At 73.2% G+C, this 16,732-nt stretch carries 16 protein-coding genes; 4 read left to right on the top strand and 12 right to left on the bottom strand.

The genetic code is table 11. The features are described 5' to 3' along the window. Positions 1–112 precede the first annotated feature (112 nt). On the top strand, positions 113–319 hold the full coding sequence (locus tag QCD68_RS06495) for a hypothetical protein (RefSeq protein WP_221849151.1): 207 nt from the start codon (positions 113–115) through the stop codon (positions 317–319). A 135-nt stretch (positions 320–454) separates the two neighbouring features. On the opposite strand, the gene QCD68_RS06490 is transcribed toward QCD68_RS06495, so the two are convergent. The 8 genes from QCD68_RS06490 to QCD68_RS06455 form a co-directional block, all read right to left on the bottom strand. Then, the gene (locus tag QCD68_RS06490) at positions 455–1,729 is read right to left on the bottom strand and encodes a glycosyltransferase (RefSeq protein ID WP_301222443.1); all 1,275 of its coding nucleotides are present in this window, start codon (positions 1,727–1,729) and stop codon (positions 455–457) included. Positions 1,730–1,929: 200 nt separating this feature from the next. Beyond that, a complete protein-coding gene (locus QCD68_RS06485; RefSeq protein ID WP_301222442.1) occupies positions 1,930–3,471 on the bottom strand; it encodes a sensor histidine kinase in 1,542 nt (513 codons plus the stop codon). A gap of 17 nt (positions 3,472–3,488) precedes the next feature. After that, a complete protein-coding gene (locus QCD68_RS06480) occupies positions 3,489–4,214 on the bottom strand; it encodes a response regulator transcription factor (protein WP_301222441.1) in 726 nt (241 codons plus the stop codon). Positions 4,215–4,268: 54 nt separating this feature from the next. Then, a complete protein-coding gene (locus QCD68_RS06475) occupies positions 4,269–6,452 on the bottom strand; it encodes a glycosyltransferase family 39 protein (RefSeq protein WP_301222440.1) in 2,184 nt (727 codons plus the stop codon). A 69-nt stretch (positions 6,453–6,521) separates the two neighbouring features. After that, entirely contained in the window at positions 6,522–7,277 is a 756-nt protein-coding gene (locus QCD68_RS06470; RefSeq protein ID WP_301222439.1) for an HAD family hydrolase, read from the bottom strand. A gap of 41 nt (positions 7,278–7,318) precedes the next feature. Beyond that, a complete protein-coding gene (locus QCD68_RS06465) occupies positions 7,319–7,789 on the bottom strand; it encodes a hypothetical protein (protein WP_301222438.1) in 471 nt (156 codons plus the stop codon). 128 nt (positions 7,790–7,917) lie between these two features. Next, complete coding sequence (locus tag QCD68_RS06460; RefSeq protein WP_301222437.1) at positions 7,918–8,730, bottom strand: fructosamine kinase family protein; 813 nt, start codon at positions 8,728–8,730, stop codon at positions 7,918–7,920. A gap of 48 nt (positions 8,731–8,778) precedes the next feature. After that, the gene (locus QCD68_RS06455; protein WP_301222436.1) at positions 8,779–9,627 is read right to left on the bottom strand and encodes a LysR family transcriptional regulator; all 849 of its coding nucleotides are present in this window, start codon (positions 9,625–9,627) and stop codon (positions 8,779–8,781) included. 70 nt (positions 9,628–9,697) lie between these two features. Here QCD68_RS06455 and QCD68_RS06450 point away from each other — a divergent pair, with 70 nt between their 5' ends. Genes QCD68_RS06450 through QCD68_RS06440 form a run of 3 tightly spaced genes read left to right on the top strand, consistent with a single transcriptional unit; the run spans position 9,698 to position 12,707 of the window. Then, positions 9,698–10,606, top strand: a complete 909-nt coding sequence (locus QCD68_RS06450) for a DMT family transporter (RefSeq protein ID WP_301222435.1) — start codon at positions 9,698–9,700, stop codon at positions 10,604–10,606. Positions 10,607–10,639: 33 nt separating this feature from the next. Next, the gene (locus QCD68_RS06445) at positions 10,640–11,509 is read left to right on the top strand and encodes a UbiA family prenyltransferase (RefSeq protein ID WP_290155889.1); all 870 of its coding nucleotides are present in this window, start codon (positions 10,640–10,642) and stop codon (positions 11,507–11,509) included. A 31-nt stretch (positions 11,510–11,540) separates the two neighbouring features. Further along, positions 11,541–12,707: a N(5)-(carboxyethyl)ornithine synthase gene (locus tag QCD68_RS06440; RefSeq protein ID WP_301222434.1), complete on the top strand. Its 1,167-nt coding sequence runs from the start codon at positions 11,541–11,543 to the stop codon at positions 12,705–12,707. A gap of 148 nt (positions 12,708–12,855) precedes the next feature. Here QCD68_RS06440 and QCD68_RS06435 read toward each other — a convergent pair whose 3' ends face one another. From QCD68_RS06435 to QCD68_RS06420, 4 genes are all read right to left on the bottom strand, one after another. Next, positions 12,856–14,055: an FAD-dependent oxidoreductase gene (locus tag QCD68_RS06435; RefSeq protein WP_301222433.1), complete on the bottom strand. Its 1,200-nt coding sequence runs from the start codon at positions 14,053–14,055 to the stop codon at positions 12,856–12,858. A gap of 91 nt (positions 14,056–14,146) precedes the next feature. Further along, positions 14,147–14,911 carry a COG4705 family protein gene (locus QCD68_RS06430; protein WP_301222432.1) on the bottom strand — a complete coding sequence of 255 codons (765 nt, stop codon included), beginning with the start codon at positions 14,909–14,911 and terminating at the stop codon, positions 14,147–14,149. Further along, positions 14,908–15,591: a DedA family protein gene (locus tag QCD68_RS06425; RefSeq protein WP_301222431.1), complete on the bottom strand. Its 684-nt coding sequence runs from the start codon at positions 15,589–15,591 to the stop codon at positions 14,908–14,910. Before QCD68_RS06425 ends, QCD68_RS06430 begins: the two co-directional genes overlap by 4 nt. A 37-nt stretch (positions 15,592–15,628) precedes the next feature. Further along, positions 15,629–16,426, bottom strand: coding sequence for a COG4705 family protein (locus QCD68_RS06420; protein WP_301222430.1), 798 nt, complete (start codon positions 16,424–16,426; stop codon positions 15,629–15,631). Between the last annotated feature and the right edge of the window lie 306 nt (positions 16,427–16,732).

Here is a 16,732-nt window from a genome sequence, read left to right as displayed (position 1 = left end):
CGGATCCGGACGTAGCGTCGAGGGACGAGCGGCACCGCACCAGGGAGCAGTGCCGCGAGGACCAGGGAGGCGTCATGGACGCACGACGGACACCGCGAGCCGGAGCGGCATCATGACCCGGCACGAGACCCACCCCGGCCTGGCGCCGGCGACCACGCGGAACCACCGGGAGCAGCAGTGGCTGCCACCGTTCCGCGACCCGGCCTGCAACGCCGTCGACGTCGTGCACACGCAGGTCGTCCGCGGTGCGCCGTTCGCCAGTGCGGGTGCGCGCGGGCGGGAGCGGATCGCGGAGTTGACGGTCACCGGGCTGAGCTGACCGTCGCCCGTCCGCGCGGACGCGGGTCTGGTCGGACTGAGCCAGGCCAGGCGAGACCAGGCCGGGCCGGAGCCGGACGGGCGGCGACCCGCGGTGCGCGGGGCGTGCCTCCCGTCCGCAGTGCCGGCGTGACCGTCAGCGGACCGCCCGTCCCGGGATCGTGACCGGGGTCGGTTCGGAGGCCGTGCCCGCCTCGGTCGCGGGCGTCGTGCCGGTCCGGACCGGGTGACGACGACCGGACCGGAACACCCACGCCTTGAACAGGACGAACCGGACGACCGTGGCCACGAGGTTCGCGCCGGTCAGCACCGCGATCTCCGCCGTGTGCGTCGAACCCGGGGCGACGGCGTGCAGCACCACGAGTGAGCCGGAGGTCATCGCCCAGGCGATCGCGAACACCACGAGCCCCTGGACCTGGTGCCGTCCCGAACCGGCTCGGCCGCGCACCCCGAAGGTGAACCGGCGGTTCAGTGCCGTGTTGCCGATCGCGGTGAGCAGCAGCGCGAGGAAGTCCGCGGACTGCGCGCCGATCGCCGGACGGAACAGGGCGTACAGCACGGCGAACGCGACCGTCGACAGCACACCGACGGCACCGAACCGGAGCACCTGGCCACCGAGCCCGACGTGCGCCGGGGTGAAGGGGCGGCGGCCGATCGCCTCGTACACCGGCGCGATCGGCACCCGTCCCGAGGCGAGACCACGCGAGACCCGCCACATGCCCCGGAGGTCCTCGGTCGCGGTCGAGGCGATGTGCACGGATGAGTTGACGTCGTCGACCCAGTCGACCGGGACCTCGTGGATGCGGAGGCCGGCGTGCTCGGCCAGGACGAGCATCTCGGTGTCGAAGAACCACGCGTCGTCCTCGCAGAGCGGCAGCAAGTGGTGGGCGGCCTCGGCGGTGACGGCCTTGAACCCGCACTGCGCGTCCGAGAAGGCCACCCCCATCGTCGTCCGGAGCAGCGCGTTGTACGAGCGCGAGATGAACTCGCGCTTGCTGCCCCGGACCACGCGGGAGGTGCCGGCCAGCCGGGTCCCGATCGCCAGGTCCGAGTGGCCGGACAGCAGCGGGGCGACCAGGGGCTCGAGCGCGGCGAGGTCGGTGGAGAGGTCCTCGTCGACGTACACGAGCACGCGGGCCGGCGACGCTCCCCACACGGCCTTCAGCGCGCGGCCGCGGCCCTTCAGTGGCAGGTGCACGGCGTGGACCCCGGGCAGCATCGCGGCCAGGTCGTCGGCGATGCGGGCGGTGTCGTCGGTCGAGGCGTTGTCGGCGATCGTGATGCGCCACGAGTGGTGCAGTGACGTCGTGCAGAAGGCGTGCAGCCGTCGGACGTGCGCGGCGAGGGTGTCCTGCTCGTCGTGGCACGGGACGACGATGTCGATGTCGAGGGTGGGGTTCGTCTCCGTCATGCGGATCATGCTCGGCAGCGGGACAGTGGGGGTCGGAGCAGGGCGCTGTGGTGCGGGTAAGAACGGGTGGTGTGTCACATGCCGGGGGTGCTAGGGTCAGGTTGCTCGTTGCGTTGAGCTTCGAGAAGTGGACCCGAGACCCATCCGGACGGTTGTGGCGCTCGGGTCTCGCGCGTTTTCGGACGCTGCCCCACTCCCGCTCAGCGGAGGGGCAGGGTGACCGTGAAGGCGGTCCGCGCCTGGTCCGAGACGACGCGGACCGTGCCGCCCTCGGCCTCCACCACGGCGCGGACGATCGCCAGGCCCAGCCCGCTCGTGCCGTGCTCCCGAGAGCGTGATGCCGCCCCGCGGGTGAACCGGTCGAACAGCGTCGGCAGCGCCTCGGCGGGGATCGGCGGGCCGTCGTTGGCGACGACGAAGTGCACCGCGCCCGCGGCTCGGCGGAGGGACACCACGACCGCGGTCCCGGCGGGCGTGTGGGTCCGGGCGTTCGTCAGCAGGTTCGTGACCACACGGCGGAGTGCCCCGGCATCACCGTCGATCACGATGGGGTCGTCGTCGACCTGCAGCGTCCAGCGGTGGCCGGGGGCGGTGGTGCGGGCGTCCATCGTCGCGTCGACGACGATCGACGTCAGGTCCACCGGTTGGGTGGTCCTGGACGTGGTCGAGCCGGCAGCGGTCGGGCCTGCCGCGACCGCAGCGGCGTCGAGCCGGGCCAGCAGCAGGAGCTCCTCGACCAGGTCGCCCATCCGGCGGGCCTCGGTGCCGATCCGGTCGACGTTCCGCCGGACCTCGGCTGGGTCGTCGGTGCGACCGGTCAGCTCGGCGTAGGCGCGGACGGTGGCGATCGGGGTGCGGAGCTCGTGGGAGGCGTCGGCGACGAAGGTCCGCATGCCGGCCTCGGCGTCGCGGCGGACGGTCAGGGCACGGGCGACGTGGCCGAGCAGCCGGTTGAGTGCGGTGCCGACCTGGCCGACCTCGCGACTGGCGGCGAGGTCGGCGTCCGCGACACGGGCGGGGATGTCTGGTTCGCCCCGGTCGAGGTCGAGGGTGGTGACGCTCGACGCCACCGCGGCGACGTGCTCGAGCGGCCGCAGGGACCGGCGGACGAGCAGTGCGCCGGCCCAGCAGGCGACGAGCAGCCCGACGAGGGTGACCGCCGCGATGACGAGCAGCAGCCGGCCGATCGACGCGTCGAGGTCATCGAGCGGCAGCGCCGTGACGAAGACGTCCCCGTCCGAGCCGACGGCCTGCGCGCGGAAGGCCCCGAGGCTGCCGAGACCGGTCGTGACCGGCTGCCCGGTGGGGTCCAACGCGGCGAGGGTCCGCTGCTGCGCCGTGGTCAGGGTGTGCTGACGGCCTCGCGCGTCGGTGTAGCCACCGAGGACCACGTCGCCGTCCCGGTAGATCGCGATCACCGTGCCCGCGGACTGCCCGGGAGCGCCGATGAACGTGTTGTCGGGATCGGGCGCAGCGGACGACGAGCCCGACGAAGACGAAGACGAGGACCCAGACGACGACGATCCCGACGACGACCCGGACGGCGAACCGGTCGGGAACCCGCTCGGCATCCCACCGGGCGGCCCACCGACCACCCGGCTCGCGGCCGTCGCCAGCTCTGCGTCGAGCCGTCCGACCAGGTACCCCCGGTACGCGACGACGGTCACGGCGCCGACGACGACGTTCGTCGCGACGAGCAACAGGGCGACGGCGGCGACGATCCGCCACCGCAGCGACGGCACCCGCCCGCTCCGACCGCTCACAGGGACGGCCGGAGCACGTACCCGGCTCCGCGGACGGTGTGGATCAGCGGCTCGCGTCCGGCGTCGACCTTCTTCCGCAGGTACGACACGTACATGTCAACGAGGTTCGACGACGACCCGAAGTCCATGCCCCACACGTGTGCCAGCAGGTGTTCGCGCGACAACACCCGGTTGGCGTTCCGGGCCAGGTGCCGCAGCAGTTCGTACTCGGTGGGGGTGAGGTCGATCGGGTCGTCGCCGCGGCTGACGGTGCGGGTCTCCTCGTCGAGCCGGAGGTCACCGACCACGACGCCGGTGTCCGCCGCCGTGCTCGCCGCGACCCGGGCCGAGGTCCGCGCGAGGATCCGAGCCCGGGCGACGAGTTCGTCGATGCCGAACGGCTTCGTCAGGTAGTCGTCCCCGCCGCGGGTGAGTCCCGCGAGCCGGTCCTCGGCGGCGTCCCGGGCGGTGAGGAACAGCACCCGGACGTCGTCGCGGGCATCCCGGAGCCGGTCGAGCACGGTGAAGCCGTCGATGTCCGGCAGCATCACGTCGAGGACGATGACGTCGGGCTGGCCAGCGCGGGCGGCGAACAGCACGTCCCGACCCCGGTGGACGGTCTGCACGGCCCACCCGTCGGCGGCGAACGCCAGCCCGACCGCCTCGGCCAGGGCGTGCTCGTCGTCGACGACGAGGACACGGACAGGGGTGCCGTCGGTGCGCGCGAGCGGGGTGCCTGCCACGGGGGCGAGCCTACCCACGGTCCCGTCCGCGTCCTGGTCGTCGTGCACGTGCGTCTACCCTCCAGCGCCGAGGTCGTAGACGGTCTGGCCGCCGACCGTCGTCGCGTCGTAGTTCGCCGCGACCCACTCCGCGATGGCGCTCGCGGTGGACGAACCGCCGCCCATGCCGCCTCCGGTGCCGCCGCCGGTCCCCGAGGCGATGTAGTAGCCGATCCTGCCCGCCGCCACGTCCGCCTGGAACTCCGCCAGGGTCGGGGTGGGGTCGCTCGACCAGCCGCCGATCGCCATCACGGCGGTGTCGGTGTCGAGTTCGAGCTGTGCGGCGGACTGCGAGCCGCCGACCGCGGCGGACCAGGTGGTGTCGGTCGATCGGAGCAGCTCCTCGAGCGCCGAGGACGTCGAGGCGCCGCCGCCCATGCCGCCGCCGGTCCGGGAGCCGCCGTCGCTGCTGTCGGACGGGAGGCTCGTCCCCGACCCCGACGCGTTGGTCCCGTCCCCGGTGGTCCCGTCTCCCGTGGTCCCACCCGGCATCGCCGGCGGCTGGCCGCCGTCGGCGCCGGACTGCGGTGTCCCGCCGGGACCGCCCTGTGTGCCGGAGTCGCTGCTGTCGGAGCTGTCGTCCCCGGTGCCGGCGGCCGATCCGCCGGGGCCGTTCGTGCCTCCCGGCATTCCGCCCATGCCACCCGAGGTGCCGGACGGACCGACGCTCGGGATCGAACCGGAGTGCCCGACCGTGGTGGTGACGACCGCGTAGGCGGTGGTGCCGGTGAGGCCGCAGAGCGTACCGACGAGGACACCGACGGCGACGAGGCGACGCAGCTGCGGGACGCTGCCGATCACGATGAGCGCGGCCGAGAGCAGGCCGCCGGCGAGCACCAGCCACCGCAGCCAGGGCAGCCAGTCCGGGTTCTCGTTGAGCAGGCACCAGCTCCAGGCCGCGGTCGCACCGGTCATCGCGGCGAGGCCCAGGCGCCCGGTCGTGCGGTGTCGGGCGTGCCAGAGCAGGGCACCACCGGTCCCGACCAGTCCGGCGATCGCCGGGGTGAGCGCGACCGTGTAGTACGGGTGGATCGTGCCGGACATGTACGAGAAGACCAGCCCGGTGACGAGCAGCCAGCCGCCCCAGAGGACGAGTCCGGCGCGGGCCGGGTCAGCGAGGCGGCGACGGCCGACGACGACCAGGCCGAGCACGAGGGCGATGAGGGCGGCCGGCAGGAGCCACGAGATCTCGAGGCCCATCTCGGACGAGAACAGCCGGTCGAGTCCGGTCGCGCCGCCGAAGGACGACCCCGCGGTGCCGCCGGTCGCGCCGCCGCCTCCGCCGTTGCCCGAGCCGCCGAAGATCCGGCCGAGCCCGTTGTACCCGAAGACCAGGTCGAGCACCGTGTCGTTCGTCGACCCGCCGATGTACGGTCGGGCGTCCGCCGGCCACAGTGCGACGGCGAGGACCCACCAGCCGGCCGCGACGACGAGCGAGACCGCGGCGATGAGCAGCCCGACGATGCGTCGCGGCCACGAGGTCCGGGCAGCGACCAGGTAGACCAGGCCGAACGCCGGCAGGACGAGCAGCCCCTGCAGCATCTTCGTCAGGAACGCGAACCCGAGCGCGACCCCGGCCAGGGCGAGCCACCGCCAGCTGCCTCGCGGCAGGGCACGCACGGTCGCGTACGCCCCGGCGGTCATGAGGAACACGAGCAGGGCGTCCGGGTTGTCGAAGCGGAACATCAGCGCCGCCGCCGGGGTCGCCGCGACGACGAGACCCGCGAGCAGCGCGCCGACCCCCGCCGTGGTCGATCCCAGCCGCGCCAGGGTCCGGCGGACCGTGCCCCAGACCAGTGCGACGGTCCCGACCGCCATGAGTGCCTGGGGGAGCAGCAGGCTGGTGCTCGAGAAGCCGAACAGCCGCGCGGACAGCACCATCACCCACAGCGACGCCGGGGGCTTGTCGACCGTGATGAAGTTCGACGAGTCGAGCGAGCCGAAGAAGAACGCCGTCCACGACTTCGTGCCGGCCTGCACCGCGGCTGCGTAGAAGCTGTTGGCGTAGCCGGAGACGCTGAGGTCCCAGAGGTACAGCACGGCGGTCAGGGCGAGGAGCGCCCAGAACGCCGGCCGGAGCCAGCGGGCGTCCTCGCGCTCGCCGAGGAACAGGCGAGCGAGGGGCGGGCGACGCCGGACCGGCGCGTCACTGCGCGCGCGGTCGCGACGATCGGTCACGGGTACCGGGTAGGTGGTCATGGCAGCGAGCATCGCGGTCGGGGGTCGACCTGGCCGATGGGTCTGCTGTGGACCGCCTAAGACCGGCGGTCAGACGGTGGGCGTGCCGCCCGCGGTCGCGGCGTCCCGGCGGACCCGGCGACGGGCCTCCCGGAGGCTCGAACGCTGCATCCGCATCGACGGCCAGCCGGCCGCACGTGCGTGCGCGGCGAGTCCCTGGTCCGGGTTCACCACCACCGGGTTCCCGACGAGCGAGAGCAGCGGGATGTCGTGGCGTGAGTCGGAGTACGCCCAGCACACGGCCGGGTCGGCACCGGTCTCGCTGAGCAGCCGGCGCGCGGCCACGGCCTTGTGCTCGCCGTGCAGGAACGCGCCCTCGAGCCGGCCCGTGTAGGCGCCGTCGCTGGTCTCGAAGACGCTGCCGAGCGCGCCGGTGAGGCCGAGGCTGCGGGCGATCACCTCGGCCAGGAACGTCGGCGTCGCGGTGACGAGCCACACCTGGTGACCCTTCGCCAGGTGCTCCTGCGCCAGGGCGGCGGTCTCCGGCCACACGGTCGCGGCGGTGTGGCGGACGTAGACGTCGTCGGAGAGCTTCGCCATGTCGGCGACGGTGATGCCGGTGATGACCTCGAGCCCGCGGGTCTGGGCAGAGGCAAGGTGCCGGTCGTTCTCGCCCCGCACCTTGAACCGGGCGTGCTTCCAGCCCGCGCTGAGGATGTCCCGCGTGGTGATGAGCCCGGCGGCACGGAGTCCGCGCACCAGGTGGAACGCGCTCGCGCCGTGGATCAGGGTGTTGTCCACGTCGAAGAACGCGAGGACCGGGGTACCCGCCTGCTCGACCGTCATCGGCCCAGGCTAGGCGCTCCTCCTGACCCCTCGCGGACCGGTCAGGAGGTCCAGACGTTCGGCGCGACCTGGTGCAGGGCTTCGCTGCCGGTGTCGGTGAAGCCGTCGCTGACGAGGGACGTCTGGTGTCCCTGTTCGTCGAGCATGCTGACCACGACGGAGGCCCGCCCGACGAAGGAGCCGTCGGCCGCGTTCCCGCCGCACACGGTCCAGTTCCCGACGCTGTCCGGGCCGTCGGCGGCGATCAGACAGGCCCCGCCCTCCTGGCCGACCGCCACCCAGTAGGTCGTCCCGTCGACGGTGCCGACGCGTCGCTGGCTGTTCGGCACGACGGTGTCGTCGGATGCGGTGGAGCCGTCCGGCAGGGCGTCCGACGCCGCGAACGTGCGGTGCAGCACCGTCAGGTACTCGGACACGTCGGTGTGCTCCGCTGCGCTCGTCCGATGCGGCTTCGCGGGTGCGTCGTCGTTGCCCGTGCAGCCGGTGAGTGCGAGCGCTGCCGCAACCGTCACCGCCGCGACGGTCGTCCTCGTGCGTGCTGTGGTCTGTCCCCGCATCGTTCCCCCTCGGCCGATGCCCGCAAGCTAGCAGTCCCCGTGGCTCCGACGACAGTCCCACTTCCGCGCCGGGTCGGGAGGGGTCAGGCGTTGCGGCGGGCTGCGCGGAGGGCCGCATCCGTGTACGAGCCGCCGAACAGCAGCACGTGCAACAGCAGCGGTGCCAGCTGGTGCAGCTCGACGCGCTCCTGCCACCCGGCCGCCAGGCGCGACTCGTCGTCGTACGCGGCCAGGACGGTCTCGAGGCGGGGCAGCCCGAACAGCGCGAGCAGCGCCAGGTCCGTCTCGGCGTGCCCACCGTGCGGGTTCGCGTCGATGAGCACCGCTCCCGTCGGCTCGGACCGGTCCCTGGGCCACAGCACGTTGCCGGCCCAGAGGTCCCCGTGCAGTCGGGCTGGGCCGTCGCCGACCAGTGCGGGCTGCGGGGACCCGAGCGTGCCGTCCTCCAGCCGGTCGCAGACGCGCTCGAACACCGCGGCCTCGGACCCGTCGTAGCCACCCGCGTCGACGATGCGCTGCACGTAGTCGCGGATCCGGTACTCGGCGAAGAACTCGCCCCAGCTGTCGGGTGCCTCGGTGGCGGGCACGAACGGCGTCCGCGAACGCCCCATCCGCAGCGGCCCGTTCGCGGGGAACCCGGGCGACGGCGCTCCCCAGTGCGACGCCCCGGCAGCGTGGGTGTGGGCGAGCGAACGACCGAAGCGCTCCGCCTGGGCCGCCGAGGGTGCGGCGTCGGAGATGAACTCGAGCTCGAGCACCGTCGGACGTGGGCGCGCCATGACCCGGGCGATGCGGGTGCCGCCGGCGTCCTCGGCCTCGGCGAGCCACTCCAGTCCGGCCGCCTCGGCAGCGGCCTCGTCCGGGCTGGTGAAGGTCTTGACGTAGGTCTCCGACATCACCCCATCCTGCCCGCGCACGCTCGGGGAGCGCTCACCGCGCACGCCTCACACCGCGTCGACCAGCGCCCGCGCCAACGGGTGCCACGGCCGCGACGACGGCCCCGACAGCACCAGGGTCCGCTCGTACCGCGGCGCCACCGGCAGCATCACGAGCCCCGCGGGCAGCATCACGCGGCCGAGGGTCGGCACGATCGACACCCCTTCGCCGCGCTCGATCATCCCGAACATCGTGCTCATCTCCCGCACCCGGTGGGCGTACCGGAAGGGCTGCCCCGCGAGCTCGTGCATCCGCTGGATCTGGTGCTCGCAGCCCCCGCCGCCGGCGACCAGGCCGTCGTCGTGCAGGTCGTCGAGCGTCAACGCCTCGGCAGCGGCGAGCGGGTGGTCGCGCCGCACCACGGCGGCCATCTCGTCCCTCGCCACGACGACCCCGCCGTCCGGCACCGTGACCGGGTCGACGAGCACCGCGGCGTCGACGGTGCCGGCCTCGAGCCACTCCGGCATCTCGTCGTCGTCGCCCTCGTAGACCTGCACGTCGACGTCCGGCAGCGTCACCGACCAGAGTTCCCGCAGGCGCGGGAGCAGTCCCTGGCACACGGTCGGCACCGCGGCGAGGCGCACGGTGCCGCGGGCCGTGGCGGGCCGGACCACGGCCTCCAGGGCGTCGACGGAGGCGAGCACGCTGCGGGCGTGGGCCAGCAGCCGCTCGCCCAGCGGGGTCAGGACGGTCGCGGAGCCGCGGCGGACGACGGGGCCGCCGACCTCGCGCTCGAGTCCGGCGACGGCGTGCGAGACGGCGGACTGGCCGACCCCGAGGGCGACGGCCGCCGTGGTGAACGAGCCGGCGTCGACGGTCGCGACGAAGGCGCGGAGCTGGGGGAGCGAGACGGTCATGCGTGTCCTTCATGTCGGCATGAGGTCCATGCGTTTGCCGCATGTGCGTGGTGTGCCGAGACTAGGCCACATGAACGCCCTCCTCTACGTGCTCGTCGCCCTGACCTGGGGATCGAGCTTCTTCTTCGCGAAGATCGGGCTCGACGGCCTGGCACCGCAGCAGGTCGCCACCGTCCGCACCGTGCTCGGTGCGCTGACACTCGTCGTGGTGCTCCTCGTCACGCGCCGTCGCTGGCCGCGCGAGAAGCGGGTGTGGGGGCACCTGCTCGTCGTCGCGGTGTTCCTCAACGCCGTCCCGTCGTCGCTGATGGCGTGGGCCGAGCAGACCGTGCCGTCGGGCCTCGCGAGCATCTACAACGCGACGACGCCGATCATGACGCTGCTCGCGTTGGCCGTGCTGGTCCCCACCGAACGGCTCAGCCGTCGGCAGGTGGGTGGGATCGTCCTCGGCATCGTCGGGGTGTTGGTCCTGGTCGGGCCGTGGGACGTCCTCGGCGACCCGGAGGTCCTGGCGAGCGTCCCCGGCCAGGTCGCGCTGCTCGGCATGACCGCCTCGTACGGCATCGGCCTCGCCTGGCTCCGCCGCTTCGGCGTCGGCGGCGGGTACGACCCGACCACCGTCGCGACGGTGCAGCTCACCCTCGCGGCCGGGCTGATGCTGTTGGTCGCGCCCGTCGTCGCCACCGGTCCGGTGCAGCTGGACTGGAGGATCGTGGGCGCCATGGTCGCGCTGGGTGCCGTGGGCACGGGGCTGGCCTACGCGTGGAACACCCGGCTGGTCGGTGCGTGGGGCGCGGGCCGGGCCTCCACCGTGACGTACCTGACGCCGGTCGTCGGGGTCGCGCTCGGCGTCCTCGTCCTCGGTGAGCCGCTGCGGTGGAACGAGCCCGTGGGTGGGTTGGTCGTGCTCGCCGGGATCGCGTTGGCCTCCGGGCTGCTCGGGGCGCGGCGGCGACGGGTCGCGGCCTCGACGGTGTGACCGGCGGCACCACCCGGCCCGTACGCTTGCCGGGTGCCCGACGCCCCGACCACCTCGACGGTCCGCCTGCTGTTCGCGTCCTCGCACCCCGGCCCGACCGTCACCGTCACCGTCCTCGCCGCGGTCATCGCCACCGCGGTCGGGCACCCGTTCTGGGTCGTGCTGCTCGTGGCACTCGCCGTGGTCGCCGGTCAGCTGTCGATCGGGCTCGCGAACGACTGGATCGACGCCGACCGTGACCGCGCGGTGGGGCGGAGTGACAAGCCGGTCGCCCGTGGCCTGATCGCGGTCGGCACGGTCCGGACCGCCGCGTTCGTGACCGCCGGCGTCGCGGTCGTCCTCTCGCTGTTCCTCGGCCCGGTCGCCGCCGTCGCCCACGTCGTCCTCGTCGCGGCCGGCTGGGCCTACGACGCCGGACTCAAGCGGTCCGTCGCCTCGGTGGTGCCGTTCGTCGTGGCGTTCGGGCTCCTCCCGGTCGTCGCGGTCGCCGCCGGTCCCGACGGCGGGTGGCCGGCGACGTGGGCGATCGTCACCGGAGCGGTGTTCGGCATCGCGATCCACTGCACCAACGTCCTGCCGGACCTGGTCGACGACGCGGCCACCGGTGTCCGGGGCTTCCCGCACCGCCTCGGACTGCACGCGTCCGGGATCGTGGCGTTCGGCTCGCTCGTCGTCGCTGCCGTGCTGGTGCTCGTCGGGCAGCTGGGTGGCGACGACCCGGTCCGTGGTGTCGGGGCGGTGCTCGCGGTCCTCGGTGCCGTCGTGGTGGTCGTCCTCGCGGTGGTCGGGGTCCGGCTCGTGCTCACCGGTCCGCCGACACGCACGCTGTTCCGGCTCGTCATCGCGTCGTCGCTCGTGCTCGTCGTCGAGCTCGGGTTCGCCGGGGCAGCCCTCGTGGCCTGAGTCCCGCTCGGGTGCGCCGCTACAGTGCACCATGACCGAAACCACGCCCACCTCCCGCCTGCTCCGGCTCGGGGTGTTGGCCGTCTCCCGGAAGGCCGACGAACGTCGCCTGCCGATCCACCCCGCCCACTTCGGGCGCATCGACCCGGACCTGCGCGCTCAGATGGTCCTGGAGCGTGGGTACGGGGACCGATTCGGTGTCCCCGACGCCGACCTCGAGCCGCTCGTCGCCGGCATGGCCACGCGCGCCGAGATCATCGCCACCGCCGACGTGGTGCTCCTGCCGAAGCCGCTCGCCGCCGACCTCGCCGACCTCCGCGACGGACAGGTGCTCTGGGGCTGGCCGCACTGCGTGCAGGACCAGGAGCTGACGCAGCTCGCGATCGACAAGCGGCTCACCCTGATCGCCTGGGAGGCCATGAACCACTGGCGCGAGGACGGCGGCTTCAGCCTGCACGTGTTCCACAAGAACAACGAGCTCGCCGGGTACTGCTCGGTGCTGCACGGCCTGCAGCTCTGCGGCTCGACGGGGGACTACGGCCGTCGCCTGACCGCCGTCGTGATCGGCTTCGGTGCCACGGCTCGTGGCGCGGTCACGGCGTTGAACGCGCACGGCGTCCACGACGTCCGCGTCCTGACGAACCGGGACATCGCGGCGGTCGGGTCGCCGATCCCGTCGGTCGACATCCTGCAGTTCGAGCACGACGACCACGAGCCCTTCGCGAGCACGGTCCGGACGCCCGACGGCCCGGTGCCGCTGGCGCCCTACCTGGCCGAGAACGACATCGTCGTGAACTGCACGCTCCAGGACCCGAACGCACCGCTGACCTACCTGCGGACCGAGGACCTCGACGCCTTCCGCCCCGGCAGCCTCATCGTGGACGTGTCGATCGACGAGGGCATGGGCTTCGAATGGGCACGCTCGACGTCCTTCGCCGAACCGATGGTCACGGTCGGCGACTCGACGAACTACTACGCCGTCGACCACAGCCCGTCACTGCTCTGGAACTCCTCGACGTGGGAGATCAGCGAGGCGCTGATGCCGTTCCTCCGCACCGTGATGTCGGGGCCGTCGGCCTGGGCCGAGTCCGACACGATCCGCCGGGCGATCGAGATCGAGGACGGGCAGGTCCGCAACGACGCGATCCTGGCGTTCCAGGGTCGTGCGGCCGAGTACCCGCACGCGGTCACCGCCTGACGAGGCGACCGGAACGGCGTCTGGCCGAGACACGTCGGTCGGCCCGAGACGCCGCCGAATCCTGCGGCGTCCTGGGTGCTCGGCGGCGTCCCGCACAGACGGGCCCGTCTCGACGGGCCGTCCGTCCGTCCGTCCGCCCGCCCGCCGACTACGCCCACGCCATCGCGTACAGACGAGCGAGCGCACCCGAGGTCGGGAGGGCCAGGACGGACCGGAGCAGCGCCTCCCGGCCGACGCCGACCGCGTCCGGCACAGCACGGCCGAGCGCCATGTTCGCCTCGGCCTGCCGACCCGCTCGGCGGGCGGCGGCCTGTCGGCGCCGTGCGTAGGACGGCCACGGTCCGGCCTCGCCGGTCCGCACCGCGTCACTGAGCAGGGGCGCGAGGTCCGCCGCGTCCAGCCAGCCGAGGTTCATGCCCTGCCCGCCGATCGGGCTGATCTCGTGGGCCGCGTCGCCGATCAGGACGACGCGTCCCACGCCGATGCGCTCGGCGGTCCGCCGGCGGACGCGGAACGCGCTGAGCATCGAGCAGGTGGTCGGGTCGGGTGCGACGCCGGTGCGGTCGCGGACGATCGCGGCCAGCCGGGAGGCCCGACCCGCCTCCGGTGCGTCCGCTGCGGTGGTCGGGGCGGACCCGTCCACGAGCGGGTCGTCGTCCGGGAGGAGCGCGACGTAGCGGCGGCGGCCGCGCGGGAGGGGGAAGGACTCGACGACCCCGGCCGGTCCGACGTCGACGAGTGCGGTCGCCCGGGCATCGGCGTCCTCGGGGTCCGCGAAGTCGCCCATCACGTAGCGTTCGGGGTAGTCGCGGCCGGTCGTGCCGATGCCGAGCAGGTCCCGGACGACGCTGCGGGCGCCGTCGGCACCGATCACGAACGAGGCCCGGACGCTGACCGTCCGGCCGTCCCGGTCGGTGCCGGTCGCGTCGACGTGGTCGGCGTGCCGGTCGAGGTCGACGAGTGCGGTGCCGGTCCGGAGGGCATCCGGCGCGGCGGCGACGAGACGCTCGCGCAGCAGGGTCTCGGTGCGGTGCTGGTCGAGCGTCGCCACGTACGGGTGGGTGTCAGAGGCCCGGTCGAACGACAGCGCGCCGAGCACCCGGCCGCGGCTGCGGGCGACTCCGGTGCGGACGAGCACGGCCTCCTCGAGCACCGGACCGGCCAGGCCGACCTCGGCGAACGCGTCGAGCGACGGCGGGTGGATGCCGATGGCGCGGGAGCCGACCGGTTCGGTGGTCCGGCGTTCCCACACCTGGACGGCGGTGCCGCGGGCGGCGAGGAGCGCGCCGAGGAACAGGCCGACCGGTCCGCCGCCGACGACGAGGACGTCCGTGGTGTCCGTGGTCACGGGGCGAGCCTACGCAGGGCCGGGCGTACGGGCGGTCGGGGTGCGGATCGTGACCGGCGGCGCGGTCACCCGCCCGGTGGCGTCACGACGCCTACTCGACGGCGCTGTTCCGGGTCGCGCGGTGGTACTGGGACGTCCAAGCGACAGCGGTGGCGATGGCGACGGTGAGGACCGCACTGACCAGGCCGGTGCCGGCGTCGAGCCCACCACGGGCGTGTGGGACGGCGATCCAGTCCGCGAACGACGCCCCGACGGGACGTGTCAGGACGTACGCCGTCCAGAACGCCATGATCGGCCCCAGCACCGCCGTCGTGCGCAGGAGCACGACGAGTGCCATCAGGGCGACGAACACCAGGCCGGCGACGGCGTAACCGAGGTGGAAGGTGCTCGCGAGCAGGTCGCCGGCAGCCGTCCCCGTCGCGAACGTCGCGACGACGGCAGCCCAGTAGAACGAGTGCCGACGCCGACTGGTGATCAGGTGCACGTCGAGCGTGCCCTCGGTCCGGCGCCAGAGCACGAACACCGCGACCAGGGCGAGCAGGAAGACCGGTGCGGACACCAGGTACGGCACCCCGAGGGCGACGTGGGTGACGTCGGCGATCATGGTGCCGAAGACACCGACCATCGACACCGCCGCCCAGTACAGCCAGGGGACGTACCGGGTCGCCGCGAGCTGCACGGCGAGCACGGCGACGAAGAGCACCGCGGTGACGAGGACGGTCGGTGCCGGGTCGAACCGGGTGACGAGGAAGTCGGAGAGCGCTTCCCCCATCCCGGTGGTGAGCACCTTGATGACCCAGAACGACGGCGTCGGGTCGGGCACGCGGTTCGCCCGGCTCGGCGTGGTGGCCGTCACGCCCGACGCTCCGGCGTCGCAGACAGGTCCTGTGCGGTGTGCTCGTCCTGCGCTGCTGCACGGTGGTGGCTCCGGCGACGGAGCGCACCGATCACGATCGGCAGCACCGACACGACGACGATGACGATCATGAGGACGTCGATGTTGTGGGCCACGAACGGGATCCCGCCCAGGAGCACGCCGACAGCGGTGAGCCCGGCCGCCCAGGAGACGGCACCGGTGAGGTTGTAGAGCAGGAACCGGCGGTAGCGCATCTGTGCGGTCCCGGCAGCGAGGGGGATGTAGGTGCGGACGATCGGCACGAACCGGCCGAGGACCAGCGACAGCCCACCCCAGCGGCTGAAGAACGCTTCTGCTTCCCCGAGTCGTGCGGTCGTGAGCAGGCGTGCGTCGTCGCGGAACAGCCGCCGGCCGAACCGTCCGCCGAGCCAGTAGCCGACCTGGTCGCCGGCGATCGCGGCGAGGGACCCGACGAGGGCGACCTGCCACGGGGTGATGCCGAGGGTGCTGCTGATGATGGCGGCGGTCACGAGCAGAGAGTCGCCGGGCAGGAACGGGAATAGCACGCCGGACTCGATGAAGACCAGGACGGCGATGCCGACCAGGACGTACGGGCCGAATGCGTGGAGCACGGATCCGGCGTCGAGCAGGTGCACGGCGAGGGGGACGGAGGAGAGCACGAGAGGTCCTTCGGGGATCAACTGGAGCGCAGCGGGGTCAGGCGGTGAGCTGCGACCGCAGCGCCGGGTCGTCGCGGCGGCGGAGGGAGAGCCAGCTGATGATCGCGGTGATCACGACGAGGAAGACGACGCTGGTGGTGATGGTGCCGATGCCGAGTCCGCCGTCCCGCACCGGGGACGAGAGCAGGTCGCCGGTGGAGGCGCCGAGCGGTCGGGTGAGGACGTACGCGATCCAGAAGCACACGACCGGGCCGCGTCGGCCGACGAACCACACGGCAGCGGTCAACGCGATCGCCGCGGCGAACAGCAGGAGGGACGGGAAGTACCCGAGACCGGTCTGTTCCGCGACCAGGTCGCCGGCAGCGGTGCCGAGCGCGAAGGTGAACAGGATGGCCAGCCAGTAGAACGACTCCCGGCGGACCGTGTCGATGCTGTGGATCGAGAGGGTCCCCTCCGTCCGGAACCAGACGAGGAACACGACTGCCAGCGCCCCCGCGAAGACCGTGGTGCTGAGGACCAGCGGCACGCCGAGGCCGTCGGTGAGGTCGTCGGTGATGCAGGTGCCGACGATGCTGATCAGCACCACGGTGATCCAGTAGAGCGGTGGCCGGTATGCGCGTGCACGGAACTGCAGCACCAGGAACACCACGAGCGCGATCGCCATGACGACCGTCGTCAGGGGGAGTCCGAGGCCGACGGTGTCGCTGAGCAGGTCCGCCGCGGTCTCGCCGACGGTGGTGGCGAGGACCTTGATGATCCAGAACGACGCGGTGGGGTCCGGCACCTTGCTCGGGCGGGTCCGGGTCGGCAGCAGCGCGGCAGGCGAGTGGGACATGGCGTTCTCCTCGTCGGAAGGGGCGATCCCGCGGAACGGGGGACCGGCGATGTCACGACGGTAGGAAGCGGGCCGCAAGACTCCTCCAAGAAACGGAGCGGGTGCCCGATCTGCAGTTCCTTGGCGATTTCTGAGTCCACATCGTCGACGATCGATGCACCGGACCTGCTCGGGTAGGGCAGGATCGGTGCCGGTACCGCGGGGCCCGGACCCCCCCCCCCCCGGTTGCGGCGGCGCGGGGCGGGGCGGGGGCAGGGGTGGTGGTGGGGGGGGTGGGGCCGCGGGGCGGGCGGCGGGGGGGGGGGG

Origin of the sequence: Curtobacterium sp. PsM8, assembly GCF_030433875.1 — a bacterium.
Taxonomy (GTDB): domain Bacteria; phylum Actinomycetota; class Actinomycetes; order Actinomycetales; family Microbacteriaceae; genus Curtobacterium.
Note: the sequence above shows the minus strand (reverse complement) of the source record. Positions and strands in the feature narration are given on the sequence as shown.